Consider the following 17,533-nt stretch of genomic DNA (forward strand, 5'->3'; position numbering starts at 1 on the left):
TCTCCTTATGCTTCAACTTGACGCGCAAGATCCGTTTCCGGGGTCTTTAGCTTTTCAAAGTGATAACGGCCTGTTTTTAGGCTGCTAGGGCCTAAGCGCGCGAATTTAACCATCAGGTACACTTCAGCAATCAGGAACACTGTGTACAGTGCAACGATCGCAACCAGTGAAGTGATAATTTCTGACGCAGGAAGGTTAGATGCTGCCATGTGTACTGGCAGAATTTCACCCACCGCCCAAGGCTGACGACCATACTCAGCAACGAACCAACCCGCTTCACAGGCAATCCATGGCAGTGGGATACCAAACAGAGCCAGTTTGAGAAGCCATGGTTTTTCATCGATTTTCTGGCGACAAGTTTGATAGAACGCCATACCGAAGATGAACAGCATTGCGAAGCCACACGCTACCATGATGCGGAAGCTCCAGAATAGCGGTGCTACCTGTGGAATAGAGTCTTTTGCCGCTTGTTTGATTTGTGCTTCTGTCGCATCAACAACGTTTGGTGTTTGTTGTTTCAACAGCAGACCAAAACCTAGGTCTTTCTTCACGTCGTCAAACGCTGCCAGGTTTTCAGGTGTTCTTTCACCCGCACGCAATTTCTCAAGCAAGCCGTACGCAATCATACCGTTACGGATACGCGCTTCGTGCTCATCAACGATGTCATGTAAGCCCGTTACCTGCTTATCGAAAGAACGCGTCGCGATGATACCCATCACGTATGGGATCTTAATCGCGTAATCCGTTTCCATGGTTTCTTGATTAGGGAAACCGAATACGGTGAAGGCAGCTGGTGCTGGCTCTGTGTGCCATTCCGCTTCGATGGCGGCCAGTTTGACTTTCTGAACGTCGCCCAGCTCATAGCCAGATTCGTCACCCAGTACGATAGTAGACAGAATGCCTGCCATACCAAATGATGCAGCAATCGCGAAAGAGCGGCGCGCAAACGCAACGTCACGACCTTTCAACAGATAGTAAGCACTGATACCCAGAACGAACATTGCACCTGTGGTGTAACCTGCCGCAACGGTGTGAACAAATTTCACCTGCGCAACCGGGTTAAGTACAACTTCAGCAAAGCTCACCATTTCCATTCGCATGCTTTCGAAGTTGAACTCCGCACCCACAGGATTTTGCATCCAGCCGTTAGCGACGAGAATCCAAAGCGCAGAAAAGTTGGAGCCAATGGCGGTCAGCCAAGTGACGGTAAGGTGTTGGCGCTTGGAGAGACGGTCCCAACCGAAGAAGAACATACCGACAAGGGTAGATTCCAGGAAGAAGGCCATCAGCGCTTCGATAGCCAGAGGGGCACCGAAAATATCGCCGACATAGTGAGAATAGTATGCCCAGTTAGTACCAAACTGGAACTCCATGGTGAGGCCGGTAGCGACGCCCAACGCGAAGTTAATACCAAATAGCTTACCCCAGAACTTGGTCATGTCCTTGTAGATTTGCTTATCGGTCATCACATACAGCGACTCCATGATGGCTAGCAGGAATGCCATACCCAGAGTCAGTGGGACAAACAAGAAGTGATACATCGCAGTCAGTGCAAACTGGAACCGCGACAGATCAACAATATCAGTTAACATAGTAACTCCTTCATCGTCAGGCTGACTGACGCACGACACTTACGTATCGTTAAGTAAATGCTTAATCACCTGCGAGCCAAACAGCTCGCGCTTAACTGAGCTTCCTTACGGGGACTGTGTAAACAGCCATCCCTCTTTATGTTGCACGAATGTGCTGCACTGGTTAGGATTTTGTTAAGCATCTCCTAATATAGTGCCAGCTAATACTAAACATTCTGAGGACGAGCTTCAAAGCCTTTGGAGCAATCTCACATTGACTGCTGTCAAATTAATCAACTTTGGGTGTTCAAATCGTTTGAATTCAAGATCCAGATCAAAACAAAACCCAAATTAGACGTTGGCAGATATAGAAACTTTCTAGCACGTGACATTTGCACTAGAAGTATTGTTCAGAGAGGAAAAATAGCAAAGGCTGACACTAGGCCAGCCTTTAAAAAGAGGGAGATATAGTGGTGCTTGCTCACTCAGGCATATCAAATCCAAAATGAAGATATGCTCGCTGACTTGCAATACGCCCTCTTGGGGTGCGCTGCAAGTAGCCTTGTTGGATAAGATAAGGCTCTAACACATCTTCGATTGTGTCTTTCGCTTCACCAATTGCCGCGGCAAGGTTATCTAAACCAACCGGGCCACCGTCAAACTTCTCGATAATTGCAGTGAGAAGCTTTCTGTCCATGTAATCGAAACCTTGGTTATCGACATCCAACATGTCCAACGCTTTTGATGCCACATCCGCATTGATACGACCATCAGCTTTGACTTCCGCATAGTCGCGAACACGGCGAAGAAGACGGTTCGCGATACGTGGCGTTCCACGTGCACGTCTCGCGATTTCAAATGCACCTTCTTCATCCATATCCAGATTCAGGCAATTCGCGCTGCGTTGAACAATGCCTTTGAGGTCGGCAATGTTGTAGTACTCAAGGCGCTGAGTAATGCCGAAGCGGTCACGCAGTGGTGAGGTTAACGAACCAGCACGTGTCGTTGCGCCCACTAGCGTAAATGGTGGCAAGTCGATCTTGATAGAACGAGCAGCCGGGCCTTCACCAATCATGATATCCAGTTGGTAGTCTTCCATCGCTGGATACAACACTTCTTCCACAACAGGACTCAAGCGGTGAATTTCATCAATGAAAAGAACATCGTTTGGCTCAAGATTGGTCAGAAGCGCCGCCAAGTCACCCGCTTTTTCCAGCACAGGACCAGAGGTCGTGCGAATATTCACTTCCATCTCATTGGCAACAATATTTGCTAACGTGGTTTTACCCAGACCTGGAGGCCCAAAGATCAGCAAATGGTCGAGGGCTTCTTCACGTTTACGCGCCGCATGAATAAAGATCTCCATCTGGTCACGGACGTGATCCTGACCTTGATAATCTGACAGCATCTTTGGGCGAATAGCGCGGTCAATGACGTCGTCTTCACGGCTCGGTGGTACCGTGCCCATCAGTCGATCAGCTTCAATCATTCCAAATCACCCTATTAGACCATTGAGCGCAGCGCATCACGGATAATCGCCTCGCTCTTCATGCCGTCAACGGCCACTTGCTTGACCACTTTCTCAGCCTGTGCAGCTTTGTAGCCCAGTGCTATAAGTGCACTGATCGCTTCATCTTTCGGATCATTCGATGCCGCAACAACAGTTTCATTGCTTGCTGCACGGCGGGCCGCGGCATCGGCATGTGGTGTGAAGAGGTCGAAGGCATGCCAGTTTTTCAGGCGATCACGCATTTCGATCACCAAACGTTCTGCAGTTTTCTTACCAACACCCGGGATTTTGACTAGCGTTGAGACATCTTCACGCTCGACGCTGTCGACAAATTGAGTTGCCGTCATACCGGAAAGAATCGCCAGACCCAGTTTAGGACCAACGCCATTGGCTTTGATGACTTCGCGGAATAAAGCACGTTCGATGGTGGTGTTAAACCCATAGAGGAGCTGCGCGTCTTCACGCACCACGAAGTGAGTGTAAACAATCGCTTCTTCACCCACTTCTGGCAATTCATAGAAGCAGCTCATAGGCATACTGACTTCGTAACCCACGCCATTAACTTCCAGCAGGATTTCAGGGGGTTGCTTTTCAAGCAAAATTCCGCGTAATCGGCCAATCACAATCAAAACTCAAATTGTTGCTAATAATTGTGATTAGGATAATGAACAACTGGATAGATATCCAGTTTTAAAGCTGAGCGGGTACTTGAAATGGCTATGTGATCAGACTAATCCGACCCACTGCATGGTGTAGCGAATGAAATAGGCAAGTGCCGTCACAGCAAACACACCAGCAAACCAAAGGCCGACAAACCACGCAAAAGCTTTGCCCTGTTTATTCATGATACCCCTCGTCAGCTCTGACCTTCCCGCGGAACACCCAGTAGGAATATGCAGAATAAATGATGATGATTGGCAGCAAAACCACAGCGCCAGCGAACAGGAATGCAAGGCTATTGTCTGGTGCAGCTGCATCCCAAAGGGTCACCGCCCTTGGCACCATGTAAGGGAATATACTGATGGCGAAACCGGCAAATGCCATCAGATATATCATTAGTGTCCAGCAGTACGCTGCTCCAGCGCGACGCAAACTTAACGCATGCCAAAGTTGGTAAGCCGCGAACGCTGAAATGGCAGGAATAAGGAAAAAGCCCGCAGCATTGGGGAAAGTAAACCATCTCGCGGCGATATCGCTGGAGATAAACGGAAGCCAAACACTCACCACACCGATGGCTCCGAGGAACAAGAAGGTGAGTCTTTTGCACTTTGGAAAGAGTTTTTCTTCGATACTCCCGGAAGTCTTGATCAGTAGCCAGCAGCCACCGAGCAAGGTATATCCTGCTGTTACTGCAAGACCGCAGAAGAGGGAAAAAGGCGTCAGCCAGTCAAACCAGCCCCCAGCGTATTGCCTGTCTGCAACTTCAATTCCTTGTAACAAGGTGCCAAGAATCATCCCTTGGGAAAAGGTTGCCACCATCGAACCGCCCGCGAAAGACCAGTCCCATAGGTAACGACCCTTTTTGGTACGATAGCGATACTCAAACGCAACACCACGAAATATCAGACCAATCAGCATTGCAATAATGGGTGCGTAGACAGCAGGCATGATGATGGCATACGCCAAAGGGAAGACCGCAAACAGTCCTCCCCCACCCAGTACCAGCCAGGTTTCGTTGCCATCCCAAATAGGTGCGATGGAGTTCATCGCGGCATCTTTCTCGTCGTCATTTAACGAGGGGAAAAGTATGCCAACGCCAAGGTCGAAGCCATCAAGAATGACATAGGCGAATACTGCAAAGGCGATTATCACCGCCCAGATAAGTGCGTAATCCATTATGACTCCTTGCCGGGCGATGGTTCCGGATTAATCGCAATGTCTTTGCTTGAGTTACCATGCGAAAGTCGGGTAACAATGCGCCCATCCAAGTCCTGCTCGTACTTGGTTGGCGACTTTCTCATCAGCTTCAGTAAGTAGTAGATACCTGCACCAAATATCACGAAATACACCACCACGAACACGGCGAGGGATGCACCAACGGCACTGGCATCAATCGGTGACACGGATTCCGACGTTCGGAGTAATCCGTATACCGTGTATGGCTGACGCCCTACTTCGGTAGTCACCCAACCCGCCAAAATTGCTAAGAATCCGCAAGGCGCGGCATATACGCAGGTCCTTAGAAACCATGACGTTTCATACAGGGTTTTCTTGTAGCGAAGCCATAGAGATACCAATCCTATACCCAGCATCAGGAAGCCTATTGCCACCATGATGCGAAAACTCCAGAACACAACAGCAACAGGCGGCCTTTCTTCAGCCGGGACCGACTTGAGACCTTTGATTTCACCATCAACAGAATGGGTAAGAATAATGCTACCCAACTTTGGAATTTCGACTTTGTAATCAACCGTTTCGGTCTCTTCGTTTGGAATACCAAACAGGATAAGGGGCGCGCCTTTTTGAGTTTCAAAGTGCCCTTCCATGGCGGCCACTTTCATAGGCTGGTGTTCAAGCGTGTTAAGACCATGAAGGTCACCGGCGACAATTTGAATTGGCGTGACCAAAACCGCCATCCACATGCCCATCGAAAGGCTTATCCGACCCAGTTCGTTGTGGGGCGCGCGCAGTAAATGCCAAGCACCGACACCCGCCACCATAAATGCCGTAGTCAAATACGCAGCAATGACCATATGAACCAAGCGATAAGGGAAGGACGGATTGAACACGACTTCGAACCAATCTGTGACTATAAATTGGCCTTTGTCATTGAAGTCAAAACCTGCTGGGGTTTGCATCCAACTGTTTACGGACAGTATCCAAGTGGCGGACAGTAAGGTGCCAAATGCGACGACTGCAACGGCCAGGAAATGAAGTTTAGGACCGACTCGCTCACGCCCAAAAAGCATAATACCCAGGAAACCCGCCTCAAGGAAAAACGCGGTGAGCACTTCATACCCCATCAAAGGGCCCAGCACTGGGCCGGTTTTGTCGGAGAATACGCCCCAATTCGTTCCAAACTGGTAGCTCATAACAATCCCGCTCACTACGCCCATACCGAATGTGACAGCAAAGATTTTCGTCCAGTACTTTGAAAGCTCTAGGAATTGGTGCTGCTTGGTTTTCAGGTGCAATGCTTCCAACACCGTGATGTAGCTGGCAAGCCCGATAGAAAAGGCGGGGAATATTATATGAAAAGACACGGTGAACGCGAACTGAATTCGCGCCAGGTCTATAGCAAGCTCCGACATACCCAACTCCACGAAACGTGAGTGACCCTAGTTGGAACGTCAAGCTTTACGACTGAGATCACTTTTATGGAGAATTCATCATCAGAGGTGACTTACCTAACAGAGTAATAAAAAAAAAAGCGAGCCACGCTCGCTTTTTAGTGTCGGGTTGAGGCTTAGTGTTTCGCTCAGAAGATACAGTGTTTTGCAAAATCAGTCGCTTCGTTTGTCGACCAATCGCCTTTTGGTTTTTCTTTTATCTCTTTGCACCACTCTTCACTGCCCACTTCCGGTGAACAGCCAGCAATCACAAACAATACTGCAAATACGGCTAGTAGCTTTTTCATTTTAGAGTCCTATCCTTTCGAGTTATTTACAACACTGCATCAGACTGATGACTAATCTGTAAAGTCACTCAGATAAATCATGGAATTAACCCGTCATTCGCCGACAATTTTTGCTGGCGTTTCCTCAATGGCAGACACCAACTGCAATGCAGCAAACTCACGGTAAAGCGTTGACGAACCCATCAATTCATCATGCGTTCCTGTGGCGACAATTTGTCCTTTATCCATTACCAAAATCTTATCTGCATTGACCACGGTTGCCAGACGGTGAGCAATCACTATCGACGTTTTGTGCGACATAAGTTCATCAAGCGCTGATTTCACTTTGTGTTCACTCACGGCATCCAGCGCACTGGTGGCTTCATCTAGCAGGAGAATTGGGCGATCTGCCAATATTGCACGGGCGATAGAAATACGTTGCTTCTGACCACCTGATAAACGCACGCCACGTTCGCCCAACTCAGTATGATAACCATCAGGAAACTCCACGATAAAGTCATGCGCTCTCGCCGCTTTACAGGCAGCTACCACAGCTTCTTCGCTGGCTTCAGGCGCACCATAACGCACGTTCTCAAGCACAGTGGTCGCGAAAATGACAGACTCTTGTGGCACCAGAGCAAATTGCTTTCTCAAGGTTTCAATCGATAGGTCTGAAATGCTGGCGCCATCAATATCAATGTGTCCTTCCTGGACATCAAAAAAGCGTTGAAGCAGAGCAAAAACAGTGCTTTTCCCGGCTCCGCTTGGGCCAACCAGTGCGATGCGCTCACCCGCTTTTACATTGAAAGAAAGAGAATGAAATACGGGAAGATTTTCATCACCGGGATACGAGAACGAAACGCCATCAAAACGAACAGCCCCGGAAACGGGTTCCGTTAACTGGCATGGGCTCTCCGGCTCCTGAATGTCCTGCTCCATTTGAGATAATTCAATCAGGCGTTCAGTCGCACCGGCTGCCCGTTGTATGTCCCCAATCACTTCGCCAATGGTGGCCACACCACCGGCCACTAATAACGCATAAAACATAAAGGCTGACAGCTGGCCAGCGGTCAATGAGCCTTCCAAAACGCTCAATGCGCCAACCCAAGTGACCAGCACGATGGCCACAATAGAGAGGAATACCACAGAGCCCATTAAGGTCGCGCGATAACGAATTCGTGTTTTGGCAGCATCCATAACCGACTCGACGCGACCATTGAAATGATGCGCGTCAGCTTCTTCATGGTTGTAAGACTGGACAGTTCGAATTTCGTGCAGCGTTTCATCCACATGGGCGCCAAGATCAGCCACACGGTCCTGACTCACACGAGCCAATCGACGCACTTTTCGTCCCAGCACAAAAATAGGCACCAAGACAACTGGAACCGCCAGTAATACAAGTCCAGTCAACGTAATGCTGGTGAACGCCATCATCACTAAGCCGCCGATAACTGACACCCCAGAGCGCAGTGCCATTGAAAGACTGGAACCCACTACCGTCTGCAGAAGCGTTGTGTCTGCGGTAAATCGGCTGATGACTTCACCCGTTCTTTCTTTGGCGTAAAACGAAGGTGAAAGTTTGAGAAGATGGTGATACACAGTCATGCGGATATCCGCACTGACGCGCTCACCAAGCCAGCTCATCAGATAGAAACGACAGAAGGTTGCAAAGCCACTGACCACCGTAATACCGAGGATAACCAGAACCAGTTTATTCAACTCGTTGGCATTGCCAGAAAGAAAGCCTTCATCAACCACAAGCTTCACAGCCTGCCCAAGCGCCAGCCAGCTTAGGGAGCCAAGGAAAAGGAAAAATACTGCTCCCAACACATGAAAACGGTAAGGATTAAGAAATTGAGCTATCCAACGTATGATCGAGCGGGTTGAGCTTTCAGAATTTGAAGAAGACATTAACTACCCTAACAAAGAGATATCACTTTATCTAAAGCGAGTGCTCGGATAAGAGACCGAGCGTGTAAGTATGTATCGATCACGAATCATCATTCAAGCGCTGTACTTGGCTTCTCGATATGCTTTCAAAGGCCCATTCAAATCGCGTCTAACCCGATGATTGCTCATACCCGAATCATACCCAAACAATGCCCATCTATTCTCACCCTGAGAGCTTCATTTGAGCTGACTCGATAAGTTGGTCAATTCGGTGAGAAGCATGGCGCAATAACCGACGATTTCAATTCTTCGAACATCCCATCTTCCTTAACAATATTGGCTCATTATTTTGAATGGAAGCACATGAAATCATGAGAAATAAACTGCTAATTGCGTCAATGGCCCTTGCTTTATCAGGATGTGGCGGTGGTGGAGGTAGCGATAGTGGCTCTTCAAACAATGTCAATTCGCTCTCATCTGTGAATTTTGCTGACAGCGCACTAAAATCTTGCGTTGAAGCTACTGGGATCACCAATATTCAAAACATCGAAATGCTCGACTGCCAAAATGTTGGCATTACAAGCCTCTCTGGCCTGGAAAAACTTCCAAATCTTTGGTTTCTGGCGCTATCTGACAACCAATTGAAGAGCGTCGACCTTTCCGAATTTAAAAGCCTAAATAGCATCTGGTTAGACAACAACGAATTAGAGACGATTACCTTACCAAGTAGCCAAGAGCTGACCTATTTATACCTTCAAAACAATTTCCTTACTTCAATAGATGTATCCTCTCTCCCTGACCTTTTAACACTGGACGTAGACGGTAACCTTCTCACTCAAATAGAACTTGGTGGCAACGAGAAGCTCACGGAGATTAATGTCAGCAATAACAAGTTGAGCAACATTGATCTGACTGCCAATCCTTTACTGGAAGACATTTGGGTTTCGGGTAACAACCTCACATCGCTCAACCTTGCTGTTCAAGACCAAGCTGATTTTGTCATCGCTCACGACAACCAACTTGTTGACCTGGCACTCCCAACAACTGATACCTTGACATATCTGGCACTGGATAATAATCAGCTAACTAGCCTGGATGTCAGCGGCTATCCGAACTTAGAAAGCTTGGGGATAAAAAACAATCAGCTGTCTTCACTTGATGTAACAGCATTAGCTAAGTTAGAAAGCCTTGATGCTAGCGGGAACGCTATTGGTAATGTCTCGTTGACTGGCAACCCCAAGCTTGCAACGCTTTATCTATCTGGTACTAATGCAACCAGCCTCGACTTTTCAGGTAACCCAACGCTGAGGATCTTAGATGTTGGGAACAACACTTTAAGCAATATCGATTTAACAGCCAATAGCAACTTAGAAATCATCAACATCCGTAGCAATACCATTTCGAATGTTGACACTAGCAACTTATCAAAGCTCAAATGGTTTACCGCCAGCGACAACAATATTTCATCACTTAACTTTGACAACAACCCAAAGATTGAGATGATTCTGCTTAGCTATAATCCTCTAGACACTGCAACCCAGACTCACCTTGACACATTGGAGGAGAGTGGTGTCAGCGTTGTATATGGACCTTAAATTGTCAGGGTTTTAAATAAGCAAAAGGCTGCTTATCGCAGCCTTTTATTTTGAACAAAACCAAAGCACAAGAGATTAATCGACTTGTTCACTGTCGCCTTTTCTTGTTTGGTAAAGCAAGAATGCCGCCGACAACCAAACTAAACACGCCATCACAAACAATGTGCCACCGTCGTTACCGACCACTTCGCCTACTTCATTAAAAGCAGGCTGCGCAACACCAATTGGTGTAAACAAGTGGAAGAAAATCGCGCCTGTCATAGTACCGACAGCCATCAGAGCGCCCAAAGCATGAAGGCGCGTAAACAGCAGAATGGATGCAATCAACTCGGCGATACCCACCATGTACGCACCATATTGGCCAAACCATGCAAGTCCAGACCACTCGCCCAAGGTGCCGAAAATAAACTCAGTCTCTGGAGAGCCAGTGAACTTGAAGAACAACGATTGAATAAACACAAACGCAATAAAAATGCACAAACCTGTTTTTAAATATTTCATAGTTTTTCCCATTCGAAACATAGATATCCCTTAAACAACCATAGAAAAGAACGGGAATTTCTCTAATCAATTTCAAATCAAGCTTAATATGTTCAAAAATTTAGAACGAGAAGTGCCTCTACACTCTGACCTTCCCAAGAGAACATTGAATTCATTGGCATTAACTTAAAACGTCAATTGGAGACAGCGTTAGAAATTTATAGATAAAGAAAAAGCAGCCAATTGGCTGCTTGGGGAAGTAATAAGTCTAGGTAGGTTTATCTATACCGCCCGCGCCTTGCGCTCTTCGCCTGCCCCGCCATAGCAACTAGCGTATGGTTGGTGTGGGCGTGACAAATCGCGACGGCTAAGGCATCTGCCGCATCAGCTTGTGGCGTTGATGGCAATTTCAGCATGTGGACGACCATGTGCTGAACCTGCTTCTTATCTGCACTGCCTTTGCCAACCACGGCCTGCTTTATCAAGCGGGCAGCGTACTCGGAAACTGGCAAACCCGCATTTACCGCGGCAACAATAGCACTTCCACGTGCCTGACCGAGCTTAAGTGCTGAATCCGCGTTGCGCGCCATAAACACCTGCTCGATGGCAAACGTATCCGGCTGGAACTGGGTAATCACTTCGCTGACACCAGCATAAATCTGGCCTAATCGCCCGGCCAAATCTTCAGAATCAGTTCGGATACAACCGCTGCCAAGATATTCCAGATGCCTTCCTTGATGACGGATCACGCCGTAGCCTGTGATCCGCGAACCCGGGTCAATCCCGAGAATAATAGCCACGTATGATTATTCCAGTGTTGCTGCGACTTCGTCAGAAATATCGCCGTTGTGGTAGACCTCTTGAACGTCATCAAGATCTTCAAGTGCATCAATCAGACGAAGCAGTTTAGGTGCTGTGGATTCGTCCAGATCTGCTTTAGTTGAAGGAACGAGCGTAACTTCTGCGTTTTGCGCTTCAAACCCAGCAGCATCCAACGCATCTTTCACAGCACCGAACTCTGCTGGTGTTGTGTAAACGTCCATCGAGCCATCTTCATGAGTCTCAACGTCATCCGCACCACCTTCCAACGCCGCTTCCATCACTGAATCTTCATCCAAACCTGGCGCATAAGAAATGACACCTTTTTTGTCGAACAGGTAGCTCACGCTTCCGTCAGTGCCTAGGTTTCCGCCCGCTTTAGAGAACGCATGACGAACACCGGAAACGGTGCGGTTGCGGTTGTCTGTCATACATTCAACCATGACTGCAGTCCCTGCTGGACCGTAACCTTCATAGATCACGGTTTCCATGTTCTCTTCGCCTTCACCACCCGCACCGCGCGTAACAGCGCGGTTAACAGTGTCTCGGGTCATATTGTTTGACAGTGCTTTATCAATCGCAGCGCGCAAACGAGGGTTGTTCTCTGGCTCAGGACCGCCTTCTTTCGTCGCCACCACGATTTCACGAATTAGCTTGGTGAAAATTTTACCGCGCTTGGCATCTTGCGCAGCTTTACGGTGTTTGATGTTAGCGAACTTACTATGACCTGCCATTTCTCACTCCTCTATCAGCGGCCGACACACCACTGACGTTATTGTTTAATCATGGATTTATAGCAAAACAGCTATAAACTTTCTGAGATAAAGCCCATATCTGCTTGCTTTAAAGGCATAATCTAGAAACAAATAAAGCCAGATAAACTGGCTTTATTTTCTAGAAGTCAGCGCGGATTACGCGTTGTTTTCTTTTTTTTCACGTGAGGTGACAGCGCCAACTTTAATATCTGGTATTTCACCTGGCTGGACTGACTTTGGCTCAGGCAATTTGAGACTCACTGCTACTTCAATCCCCAGCTCCTCAAGCGCTGCAGGGTTAGCAAGGCTTGGTGCATCCGTTAGCAAACACGCTGCTGCAGTGGTTTTCGGGAACGCGATAACATCACGGATGTTTTCGGTGCCACATAGCAGCATAACAAGACGGTCAAGACCGAATGCCAGACCCGCGTGTGGCGGTGTACCGTACTTCAATGCTTCAAGCAGGAAGCCAAACTTCACTTTTTGCTCTTCCGCCTCGATACCCAGCAGGTCGAATACCGCTGTTTGCATTTCAGGGTTATGGATACGAACAGAACCACCGCCCACTTCGTAGCCATTCAGAACCATGTCGTAAGCGTTAGAATTTACACTCTCTGGGTTCGCTTTCAGCTCTTCAGGAGACACGTTCAGTGGAGACGTGAACGGGTGGTGCATCGCGTGCAGGTTACCTTCATCGTCTTCTTCGAACATTGGGAAATCAACAACCCACAGTGGTGCCCACTTGCTGGTATCAGTCAGACCCAGATCGGTACCCAGCTTCAGACGCAGTGCACCCATCGCTTCGGTCACCACTTTCTTGCTGTCAGCACCAAACAGGATGATGTCACCAGACTCTGCGCCAGTGCGCTCAAGAATGCCGTTAACCACATCTTCAGTCAGGAACTTAGCCACTGGAGACTGAATGCCTTCCATGCCTGCTGCACGGTCGTTCACTTTCACCCATGCCAGACCTTTCGCGCCGTAAATACCAACGAACTTGGTGTAGTCGTCGATTTGCTTACGAGAAAGCTCAGCACCACCCGGTACACGGATAACTGCAACACGGCCTTTCGGATCGTTTGCTGGGCCAGAGAAGACTTTGAATTCAACGTCTTTCAGCAGGTCTGCTACATCAACCATTTCCAGCGGGTTACGCAGGTCTGGTTTGTCAGAACCGAAACGACGCATCGCTTCAGCGAAAGTCATTTGTGGGAAAGCGCCCAAATCAACGTTAAGCAGCTCTTGCCACATGTCGCGAACCATACGCTCAGTCACTTCGCGCACTTGTTCAGCGTTCATGAATGAGGTTTCGATATCGATTTGGGTGAATTCCGGCTGACGGTCTGCACGCAAGTCTTCGTCACGGAAACACTTAACGATTTGGTAGTAACGGTCGAAACCAGACATCATCAGCAGCTGTTTGAACAACTGTGGAGACTGAGGCAGTGCGTAGAAGCTACCTTTATGAACACGGCTTGGTACCAAGTAGTCACGCGCGCCTTCTGGGGTCGCTTTGGTCAGTACTGGCGTTTCGATGTCTAGGAAGCCGTTGTCATCCAGGAAACGACGGACAAAGCTCGACGCTTTTGCGCGCAGCTTGATACGGTCACTCATTTCAGGACGACGCAGGTCAAGATAGCGGTGCTTCAGACGCTGTTCTTCAGAATTGTTCTGGTTGAAGTCCAGTGGGAGTGGAGCTGCACGGTTGATGATCTCAACGCCACGCGCCAGCACTTCTACTTCACCCGTCGCCATACCTTTGTTGATTTGGCTGTCAGGACGCAGACGCACTTCACCGGTGATCTTGATACAGAATTCGTTACGCAGTTGGTTAGCAACCTCGAAGATATCTTTCATATCTGGGTCTACAACTACCTGAACGATACCTTCACGATCTCGCATATCGATGAAGATAAGACCGCCTAAATCGCGACGACGGTTAACCCAGCCGCATAGTTCTACAGTTTGCCCTGCGAGGGCTTTGTTCAGGTGACCACAATATTGGGTGCGCATATGAATTTCCCGATCTGTTACTTACTGTCCTTTTACGCCACAAGACGCAAAGTATCGAATGAGGGTTTGCAGCTTTCACTGCTGATGCCCGCTGGAAAAATTGCACCAGCGAACCTCTAAATATTTCAAAAAGACGGTGCATTATAAAGGAAAAAATGAGCCTGCGGTAAATCGTAGCCAGACTAAGGAGGGAAATCGTCGCAACTGCGCAAAAAAGCAGCAAAGATTGACCTCTCGCCAGTGTTATACCAATCACAGTAGGTAGCTGATCAGAAATAGCGCAGGAAAAATGCTCGAGAACAAGGCAAAAAATTTCGATACGTAGTTATTCTACAATCAAATTTTTCAACGCAGTTATCGAGCATTTTAACAAGCTAGGATGAGCAGATATTTACTACGATTGGTATTAATTCCACAATAGCCGCTCAAACAACAGAAAGGACGCTAGGTTTGCAAACGCCGCTTTCCCAACTGACTTCGCCGCCAATCCGCCTTGGTATGACTCAATGGTCACACAATTCATGGCAGCGTGTATTCTATCCTTCAGGCACAAAAAGCGGCGAACGACTGGCCCGTTACGCTGAAGTGTTTAATTCTGTGGAAGGTAACACCACCTTTTACGCGAGTCCTTCCCACGCCACGGTGGCGAACTGGAAAGCGGCCACCAGCGATGCATTCAGCTTTACCTTTAAGTTCCCCCAACCCGTGACGCACCAAATGATGCTGCGCCATTCCGATGAAATGGTCTCAGAGTTTATTAATCTGATGCAGCCACTCCATGAGCGCATAGGCCTTTGGAAAATTCAGCTTCCCGCTGCGTTTGGCCCTGAAAATTTACGCGACCTCAAACACTTTCTGAGCGCAATGCCAAAAGGCTTTAAATTGGGTGTGGAAGTTCGTCATCTCGCGTTCTTTGCCAAAGGTGAAGAAGAACGTGCATTGAATGCGATGCTGATGGAACTTGGCGCCAACCGCATCATCATGGACAGCCGCCCTGTTTTCGCAGTTCCACCAGATACCGACGCACTGCTTGATGCTCAACAGAAAAAGCCGAAAGTCCCTGTGCATGCTATTTCGACGGCAGAAACCCCCATGGTGCGCTTTATCGGCGACCCAACACTTGAGCGAAACGATAAGTTCTTTGCCAACTGGCTGAAGAAGATCCCGGTCTGGATAAATGAAGGTAAAACGCCTTACCTCTTTATTCACACCGCCAATAACGACGAAGCGCCGCAGTTAGCGGCGCGTTATTACGAAAAGCTGTGCGAGCACATTACCCTGCCACCGTTAGCCCCCTTAATGCCGGAGCAACCAAACAGTAGCCAGATGAGTTTGCTTTAGAGTGGACCTTTTCAAAAGTACCAACTGATTTCCGCTTCGAGAAAGTCATCTTTGCGGAGCGAGTAAACAGGATCAGATGGGGTATCAGAATCAAACATCCAACCTGTGACTGTCCAGCTCCAGTCGTTACTGAAACGCCCACTGGATTCAAGCCTAACAGTGACCGAATCAGAGTTATCGATATCCACTGTGCCACCAACCAGAAACTCGGTGCCGTCTAAATCGTTCAATACCCAACGAAGTCCGGCAAACAGATCATTCTGACCGGCCACTGGCGCTTTTTCACCGCGGTTGTCATAAAGGTATTCCACCAAAAAGCCAAGATCGGTCATGCCATCATTGACGCCAACATAGGTGTATTCAAAGCCGCCAGTCAACGCAGTGTGATTGTCTAAGCTGAATCTTCTAATAGCTTCTGCTTTCCACAGCCAGTCTCCGAAAATCGCCTGCACATCCAGTCCAACCTGACTCATCAAGGCGTAATACGGCTGCACAGAATTCGACAAACCCTGCACGAAATATGGATCCCGATTAGTGCCATGAAAAGCACTGACACCAAAGTCCCATTGGTCCCACATTAGCGAGTAACGCCCCGCCACGTCCGGATACCACTCTTCATGTCGCGATTCGTATTGCGCTTCTGTATCGCCCAACCCAGGGAAAGCCAACCTGCCATCATTACTGGCGAAGGTTCGTTCCCGAAAGTAAGGAAGCAAGTACAGATCAAGCAGGCTGTCATCAAACTCCCAACCCATGCTCACCATGGGTTGCCCGAGTTTTACTTCACCATCAATTGCTTCGACTGCGTCAGTTTGGTTAATCACATCGACTAAATGTTGTGACTCCGTTACGCCCCAGAAAACAATTCCGATACCCGCTCGAATTTCGTAATTGCTGTCATAGTGTCGCCACAAGGCTTCGCGAACATCACCATGAGTGCGGTCATCGTCCAGAGAATCCCAACGGAAAAACGGCGAGAACACAAAACTCGAGTTGCCCTCTTCAGTTTCCCAATAAAGCTCTGGCTCTATCGCCACAGAAGTCTGGCTTTTGCTTTGTCCCATCAACCCGGTTTCTGCAAACTGACGCTGCTGAAATGAGATTTCGCCTTCTGCCTCAAAATACTCGAAGGCAGAAAGGGGAAGCGCTGTCAGCGCCAGTGCTGCCCCCAATACTGCTGATTTCATCCAACCTCCTAGCGTGCACGTTTCAGGCTGGATTTGGAGAAATCTTTTTCTTCAAGTCCCGTATTGAATGCCAGTTTGCTGGTGGTCAATGTGGTGACTTTTCCGGTTTGGTGGTTTTCCATCACCATTTCAAGCGCACGCCAATACTGGTCCATATACTGCTGATAATCCGCGAAGCTCAGGGTTTTCAGCAAAGTGTCACGACGGTCGTAAAACTCGATTTTCAGCGGGCGATAGTGCTCTTTATCCAGCCACACTTTCTGACGGGTATAACCGGAATATTTGTCAGTCGGAATTTGCTCCACCACAAAGCTATCCAGGCCTTCGACAGACTCATCACCTAAATAGTTAAAGCGATATTTTTCCAGTTCAAATGAGCTCAGATCTTCATAGGCAAACTCACTGCCCATAAATGGACCTGATTTGTTGCGCGATGCAATTCGCTTAGTGCGCTTAAGCGCTGGCAGATATAGCCACTGATCATCCGGGCCTGTCACGTGTGAATAGTTCAGGAATACCGTGCCACGCACATCGCGCGGCTCATCAAAAATCGTCAGGCCCTTATCTCCGTCATCTGCCACTTCCAATGTGTTGATGCGCAGTTTGCGCTCACTGGTATCACCATTGGCATTTTGCAGCACCATCGTCAGGGTAGAAGCGCTGTCGCCCCACCCTTCATCACGCTTTTTGCGCTCTTGAGCAATTTCCAAACCGCGAGCTTCATCTGCCATCAGCGGCATTGATACGCTCAACAAGCTCAATGACACTACCACCGCCTGACTTAACTTCTTCATCGTACTCATAGTTCTCTCCTTG

At 48.3% G+C, this 17,533-nt stretch carries 15 protein-coding genes and 1 pseudogene; 2 read left to right on the forward strand and 14 right to left on the reverse strand.

Going from position 1 to position 17,533, the window contains the following annotated elements:
• Positions 1-5 precede the first annotated feature (5 nt).
• The 8 genes from cydA to GCE9029_RS07955 all read right to left on the reverse strand — a co-directional run bounded on the left by cydA (position 6) and on the right by GCE9029_RS07955 (position 8,548).
• A complete protein-coding gene (gene cydA / locus GCE9029_RS07930) occupies positions 6-1,592 on the reverse strand; it encodes a cytochrome ubiquinol oxidase subunit I (RefSeq protein WP_062662397.1) in 1,587 nt (528 codons plus the stop codon).
• A 460-nt stretch (positions 1,593-2,052) separates the two neighbouring features.
• A complete protein-coding gene (gene ruvB / locus GCE9029_RS07935) occupies positions 2,053-3,060 on the reverse strand; it encodes a Holliday junction branch migration DNA helicase RuvB (RefSeq protein ID WP_002538447.1) in 1,008 nt (335 codons plus the stop codon).
• 14 nt (positions 3,061-3,074) lie between these two features.
• Complete coding sequence (gene ruvA, locus GCE9029_RS07940; protein ID WP_062662400.1) at positions 3,075-3,704, reverse strand: Holliday junction branch migration protein RuvA; 630 nt, start codon at positions 3,702-3,704, stop codon at positions 3,075-3,077.
• 102 nt (positions 3,705-3,806) lie between these two features.
• Entirely contained in the window at positions 3,807-3,926 is a 120-nt protein-coding gene (locus GCE9029_RS26320; RefSeq protein WP_157487784.1) for a DUF2474 family protein, read from the reverse strand.
• The gene (gene cydB / locus GCE9029_RS07945; protein WP_062662402.1) at positions 3,919-4,917 is read right to left on the reverse strand and encodes a cytochrome d ubiquinol oxidase subunit II; all 999 of its coding nucleotides are present in this window, start codon (positions 4,915-4,917) and stop codon (positions 3,919-3,921) included. Before cydB ends, GCE9029_RS26320 begins: the two co-directional genes overlap by 8 nt.
• Positions 4,917-6,332 (reverse strand): cytochrome ubiquinol oxidase subunit I, encoded by a 1,416-nt coding sequence (locus GCE9029_RS07950; protein ID WP_062662404.1) that lies wholly within the window; start codon positions 6,330-6,332, stop codon positions 4,917-4,919. Before GCE9029_RS07950 ends, cydB begins: the two co-directional genes overlap by 1 nt.
• A 167-nt stretch (positions 6,333-6,499) precedes the next feature.
• Positions 6,500-6,658, reverse strand: a complete 159-nt coding sequence (locus GCE9029_RS25825) for a DUF3012 domain-containing protein (protein WP_082804302.1) — start codon at positions 6,656-6,658, stop codon at positions 6,500-6,502.
• A gap of 93 nt (positions 6,659-6,751) precedes the next feature.
• Positions 6,752-8,548, reverse strand: coding sequence for an ABC transporter transmembrane domain-containing protein (locus GCE9029_RS07955; RefSeq protein WP_062662406.1), 1,797 nt, complete (start codon positions 8,546-8,548; stop codon positions 6,752-6,754).
• 332 nt (positions 8,549-8,880) lie between these two features.
• Here GCE9029_RS07955 and GCE9029_RS07960 point away from each other — a divergent pair, with 332 nt between their 5' ends.
• A complete protein-coding gene (locus GCE9029_RS07960) occupies positions 8,881-10,122 on the forward strand; it encodes a leucine-rich repeat domain-containing protein (protein ID WP_157487785.1) in 1,242 nt (413 codons plus the stop codon).
• 75 nt (positions 10,123-10,197) lie between these two features.
• Here GCE9029_RS07960 and GCE9029_RS07965 read toward each other — a convergent pair whose 3' ends face one another.
• From GCE9029_RS07965 to aspS, 4 genes and pseudogenes are all read right to left on the reverse strand, one after another.
• The gene (locus GCE9029_RS07965) at positions 10,198-10,623 is read right to left on the reverse strand and encodes a hypothetical protein (protein WP_062662410.1); all 426 of its coding nucleotides are present in this window, start codon (positions 10,621-10,623) and stop codon (positions 10,198-10,200) included.
• Between the two features lie 257 nt (positions 10,624-10,880).
• On the reverse strand, positions 10,881-11,402 hold the full coding sequence (gene ruvC, locus GCE9029_RS07970; protein ID WP_002538460.1) for a crossover junction endodeoxyribonuclease RuvC: 522 nt from the start codon (positions 11,400-11,402) through the stop codon (positions 10,881-10,883).
• Positions 11,403-11,408: 6 nt separating this feature from the next.
• The gene (locus GCE9029_RS07975) at positions 11,409-12,155 is read right to left on the reverse strand and encodes a YebC/PmpR family DNA-binding transcriptional regulator (RefSeq protein WP_062662412.1); all 747 of its coding nucleotides are present in this window, start codon (positions 12,153-12,155) and stop codon (positions 11,409-11,411) included.
• 270 nt (positions 12,156-12,425) lie between these two features.
• Positions 12,426-14,189 (reverse strand): annotated as a pseudogene (gene aspS, locus GCE9029_RS07980) (aspartate--tRNA ligase); the annotation flags it as partial.
• A gap of 498 nt (positions 14,190-14,687) precedes the next feature.
• Between aspS and GCE9029_RS07985 the strand changes: the two are divergent.
• The gene (locus tag GCE9029_RS07985) at positions 14,688-15,530 is read left to right on the forward strand and encodes a DUF72 domain-containing protein (RefSeq protein ID WP_062663174.1); all 843 of its coding nucleotides are present in this window, start codon (positions 14,688-14,690) and stop codon (positions 15,528-15,530) included.
• Between the two features lie 11 nt (positions 15,531-15,541).
• Here GCE9029_RS07985 and GCE9029_RS07990 read toward each other — a convergent pair whose 3' ends face one another.
• Complete coding sequence (locus tag GCE9029_RS07990) at positions 15,542-16,717, reverse strand: hypothetical protein (RefSeq protein ID WP_062662414.1); 1,176 nt, start codon at positions 16,715-16,717, stop codon at positions 15,542-15,544.
• 8 nt (positions 16,718-16,725) lie between these two features.
• A complete protein-coding gene (locus GCE9029_RS07995) occupies positions 16,726-17,511 on the reverse strand; it encodes an outer membrane lipoprotein-sorting protein (RefSeq protein WP_192815503.1) in 786 nt (261 codons plus the stop codon).
• Between the last annotated feature and the right edge of the window lie 22 nt (positions 17,512-17,533).

Source organism: Grimontia celer (assembly GCF_900055185.1).
In the GTDB taxonomy this organism is placed as follows: Bacteria; Pseudomonadota; Gammaproteobacteria; order Enterobacterales; family Vibrionaceae; genus Enterovibrio; species Enterovibrio celer.

Bases quoted from the DNA above. Each gene is read 5' to 3' on its own strand.
- cydA (WP_062662397.1), bottom strand. From the start codon at position 1,592: ATGTTAACTGATATTGTTGATCTGTCGCGGTTCCAGTTTGCACTGACT.
- ruvB (WP_002538447.1), bottom strand. From the start codon at position 3,060: ATGATTGAAGCTGATCGACTGATGGGCACGGTACCACCGAGCCGTGAA.
- GCE9029_RS26320 (WP_157487784.1), bottom strand. From the start codon at position 3,926: ATGAATAAACAGGGCAAAGCTTTTGCGTGGTTTGTCGGCCTTTGGTTT.
- cydB (WP_062662402.1), bottom strand. From the start codon at position 4,917: ATGGATTACGCACTTATCTGGGCGGTGATAATCGCCTTTGCAGTATTC.
- GCE9029_RS07950 (WP_062662404.1), bottom strand. From the start codon at position 6,332: ATGTCGGAGCTTGCTATAGACCTGGCGCGAATTCAGTTCGCGTTCACC.
- GCE9029_RS25825 (WP_082804302.1), bottom strand. From the start codon at position 6,658: ATGAAAAAGCTACTAGCCGTATTTGCAGTATTGTTTGTGATTGCTGGC.
- GCE9029_RS07955 (WP_062662406.1), bottom strand. From the start codon at position 8,548: ATGTCTTCTTCAAATTCTGAAAGCTCAACCCGCTCGATCATACGTTGG.
- GCE9029_RS07960 (WP_157487785.1), top strand. From the start codon at position 8,881: ATGGAAGCACATGAAATCATGAGAAATAAACTGCTAATTGCGTCAATG.
- GCE9029_RS07965 (WP_062662410.1), bottom strand. From the start codon at position 10,623: ATGAAATATTTAAAAACAGGTTTGTGCATTTTTATTGCGTTTGTGTTT.
- GCE9029_RS07975 (WP_062662412.1), bottom strand. From the start codon at position 12,155: ATGGCAGGTCATAGTAAGTTCGCTAACATCAAACACCGTAAAGCTGCG.
- GCE9029_RS07985 (WP_062663174.1), top strand. From the start codon at position 14,688: ATGACTCAATGGTCACACAATTCATGGCAGCGTGTATTCTATCCTTCA.
- GCE9029_RS07990 (WP_062662414.1), bottom strand. From the start codon at position 16,717: ATGAAATCAGCAGTATTGGGGGCAGCACTGGCGCTGACAGCGCTTCCC.
- GCE9029_RS07995 (WP_192815503.1), bottom strand. From the start codon at position 17,511: ATGAAGAAGTTAAGTCAGGCGGTGGTAGTGTCATTGAGCTTGTTGAGC.